Origin of the sequence: Blautia sp. An46 (genome assembly GCF_002161645.1) — a bacterium.
Lineage (GTDB): Bacteria > Bacillota > Clostridia > Lachnospirales > Lachnospiraceae > Blautia > Blautia ornithocaccae.
This window is the reverse complement of the sequence record NZ_NFIF01000043.1, coordinates 1-3,460: the sequence shown is the minus strand read 5'-3', so window position 1 is coordinate 3,460 and position 3,460 is coordinate 1. Positions and strand designations below refer to the sequence as shown.

3 protein-coding genes are annotated in these 3,460 nt (G+C 41.4%); all 3 read left to right on the top strand.

Annotation, left to right across the window (positions count from 1 at the left end; all coding sequences use genetic code 11):
- Positions 1–135: 135 nt before the first annotated feature.
- From B5G00_RS18335 to B5G00_RS18325, 3 genes are read left to right on the top strand one after another with little or no spacing between them, the layout of a single operon-like run.
- Complete coding sequence (locus B5G00_RS18335; RefSeq protein WP_162613535.1) at positions 136–1,383, top strand: tyrosine-type recombinase/integrase; 1,248 nt, start codon at positions 136–138, stop codon at positions 1,381–1,383.
- Positions 1,380–2,348 carry a tyrosine-type recombinase/integrase gene (locus B5G00_RS18330; RefSeq protein ID WP_162613534.1) on the top strand — a complete coding sequence of 323 codons (969 nt, stop codon included), beginning with the start codon at positions 1,380–1,382 and terminating at the stop codon, positions 2,346–2,348. The genes B5G00_RS18335 and B5G00_RS18330 overlap by 4 nt, the downstream gene beginning before the upstream one ends.
- Positions 2,348–3,361: a site-specific integrase gene (locus B5G00_RS18325; RefSeq protein WP_087275071.1), complete on the top strand. Its 1,014-nt coding sequence runs from the start codon at positions 2,348–2,350 to the stop codon at positions 3,359–3,361. The genes B5G00_RS18330 and B5G00_RS18325 overlap by 1 nt, the downstream gene beginning before the upstream one ends.
- The last annotated feature ends 99 nt before the right edge of the window (positions 3,362–3,460 follow it).

Below are 3,460 nucleotides of genomic sequence, written 5' to 3'. Positions count from 1 at the left end.
ATGTGAAATGAAAAGTCAGGTAAAATGTAAAGCTTTTTACCAAAGCTCCATATTTCTGCGAGTTTTATCAATTTTACAACTATGCGCTTTACATTTTCTCCTCTAAAATTAAGGAAAAACAGGAGGAGGAAAACCATGAAGGAACAAATGTCTGTAACCGAATTAATTCAAACTGTTTCGCAATCAATGAAAGGGGATGGTATCAAACAAGATTATATTACTCAGCTTTCGTATACGTGGAAAGCGTTGGAACAGTATCTTATAGCACATGATCTTGTTTTCAGCAAAGAAAACGCTTTTACCTTTTTAAAAGATAAGTATGATATTCATGCGGATCAAAACTTCGCCAAGCTCCGCCCCATTGATAAACGAAGGAAACGAGCAGTCTGTGCTTTGCTCCATTGTGCTGATGGAAAAAGTGTATATCGTGAAAAAACATATTGGCCTTGTTCTTTCCACGATGCTTATGTACTTCCCTTCTATGAATTCCTGAACGAACGTAAATCTCAGGATTTAGCTCTTTCAACCATAAATAGAGACATCTACACACTGAATCATTTTTCCAAGTACCTGCAGGAATCCAGGATATCAAAAATTTCTGATATATCTCCGGCAATAGTACAGGGATTTATGAAATGGCTTGCCGAGCAGAAAAACCTGCCAACCTTAAAAAGTGCTTCTGCGTCAATGCGGGTATTGCTGCGTTATCTTTACCAGAATGGGTACATACCTGAGGATTACTCCCCAGTGGTCCTTTCAGTCAGATGCAGGAAGGTTGTCCCGTCTGTTTACCAAACTGATGAAATCGAAAAGATGCTGGTTTCTTTTAATCAATCCAGCGCAGTTGGGATACGGAATTATGCTATGGTACTTATGGCTGCCCGGCTTGGTATAAGGGCATCTGATATCTGTGCCCTCGAATTCAAAAACATCCATTGGGAAAGAAATACCATTGAATTCGTAACTGTAAAAACTGGAAAGCCAGCTGTGCTGCCACTTCCTGCCGATGTTGGCAATGCAATTATCCGATACATAAAAGATGTCAGGCCAAGCTCAGAGGATCATCATATATTTCTACGGATGCAGGCTCCTTTCAAAAAGCTCAATCCGGCGTCACTCCACATGATTGTAACAAACGCATTCCGGGATGCCGGCATAACAGCAAGACCAGGGCGTTGCCATGGTCCACATGCACTACGCGCAAGTCTGGCAACCTCTATGTTGGAAAAAGAAATTCCACTACCAGTTATATCAGAGGTGCTTTCTCATTCAGACACAGATACTACAAAAATGTATCTGAAAGTCGATATGCATCACCTGAGAAAGATTGCCTTGGAAGTACCAGGTCTCACAGGTGTATGGATGGGAGGTGTCCGTATATGATACAGGTCTATCACAGTATCTTTGCAGAGCTCATACAGGATTTTATTGCTTATAAAAGGGCTGCTGGTTATAAGTATGAAACAGAGGCTGTCTACCTTAAAACTTTCGATGATCTATGCTTTTCTTTGAATATAGATTCTCCAAAGTTTACAAAAGAACTCATGGACAAATGGTGTGAGAAGAAGCCTTATGAGTCAGCAAGATCCTGTCACCAGCAACGTATCAGCTGTATCCGGCAGTTCGCCCTTTTCCTGATATCTTCAGGCTATGAAGCTTATATTCCAGTTAACCTTGAATATATCCGACAAAGGAAATCGAAATATTCTGCCCATATCTTTACCCACGAGGAGATGAAGCAAATCTTCGAAGCCAGTAATAAAATCTACCCAAACCGTCGGTCCACGATGCATCTTGTGATGCCTGTCCTCATCCGATTACTGTATTGTACGGGATTGCGTGTGATGGAAGCACTTAATGTACAGCTGAAACATATGGATCTGATCGAAGGAACGATCCTGATCGTTAGTGCAAAGTTCAATAAAGACAGGCTTATTCCGGTATCTGAAAGTATGCTCTCGATTCTAAAGGAATACTGCAGTATCATGCATCCGTTTTACAAACCGGAAGATTACCTTTTTATCGGGATAACGCGTGAGCCGTGTTCCCATCATAATGTATATCTCCGCTTTCGGGAAATATTGGTTACCGCTGGAATCAAACACGCCGGACGGGGGTATGGGCCACGCATCCACGATATCAGGCACACTCATTGCTGCCATGTACTGCAAAAGGCATCCAAAAATGGCGATGATCTTTCAAACATGCTCCCAGCCCTTTCGGTATATATGGGACATGAATCTCTCATTGCTACAAGCCAGTACCTGAAAATGACTGCTGAGATTTACCCGGAAATCTTAAAGGCAGTAGAAGAAACCTGCTCTTATGCAATTCCAAAGGTGCAGTAATGAATCCAACCTGTTTTGCCAGATATATGAGCAAGTATCTTACCGAATATCTTCCGGGGATTCAAGGGGTAAGTTACAATACAATCGCTTCCAAACGCGATGCATATATCCTTCTGCTGAAATATCTGGATGATACTCAAAACATAAAAGCGGAAGATGTTGATATCCCGTTATTGTCCAGAGAAACAATTATAAAATATCTGGAATGGCTCGAAAAATCCAGGGGATCAAGTGTTTCAACCAGAAACATTCGGCTGGCTGCAATTAAATCACTGTTTTCCTATATACAAACACAAACGCCAGACTATATTTATCAATGTCAGCAGATTCTTTCTATTCCAAGAAAGAAAGAACCTGGACATACGCTGGAATATCTGACTGTAGAAGGAATAAAGTCAGTTCTTAATGCCGTTGAGACTTCAAGCAGGACAGGACTTAGGGATCTCACGCTCTTGAGCCTTATGTATGACAGTGCCGCCCGTGTTCAGGAAATCGCAGATTTATCGGTAAATGATTTCCGGGCGGAAAAGCCATCAACTCTAAGACTCACCGGAAAAGGCAGCAAAACCCGTATCGTCCCGTTAATGAGTACGACATCAGATCTGGTGTCAAAGTACATAAGCATATATCATCCGTCCTACAGAGGTGAATATAACGTCCCTCTCTTTTCAAATCGGAAAAAAGAGAAACTTACGCGGGCTGGCATTGCCTATATCCTAAAAAAATACGTTAAGATTGCACGAGAAAAACAGCCTGATCTCATTCCTGAAATAGTATCACCGCATGGTCTTCGCCACAGTAAAAGTATGCATATGCTGCAAGCAGGCGTACCACTGATATATATCAGAGATTTCCTTGGGCATTCGGAAATTTCAACTACTGAAATATATGCCCGCTGTGATAGTGAACAGAAACGCAAGGCGATTGAAAACACATGTCCAAGCATCACAAAATCTGAAACGCCGATGTGGCAAAAAGATACTTCACTGCTAGGGTGGCTTCAGTCGTTGTAAAGATGGGATAAAATGTAAAGCTACAGTAGTCAGAAAAAAATCTATACCTTATAAAATCGCTGTAGCTTTACATTTTACCTGACTTTCCATTTCACATAT

Excerpts from the sequence above, each read along its gene's own strand:
- B5G00_RS18330 (WP_162613534.1), top strand. The coding sequence starts at position 1,380 with ATGATACAGGTCTATCACAGTATCTTTGCAGAGCTCATACAGGATTTT.
- B5G00_RS18325 (WP_087275071.1), top strand. The coding sequence starts at position 2,348 with ATGAATCCAACCTGTTTTGCCAGATATATGAGCAAGTATCTTACCGAA.
- B5G00_RS18335 (WP_162613535.1), top strand. The coding sequence starts at position 136 with ATGAAGGAACAAATGTCTGTAACCGAATTAATTCAAACTGTTTCGCAA.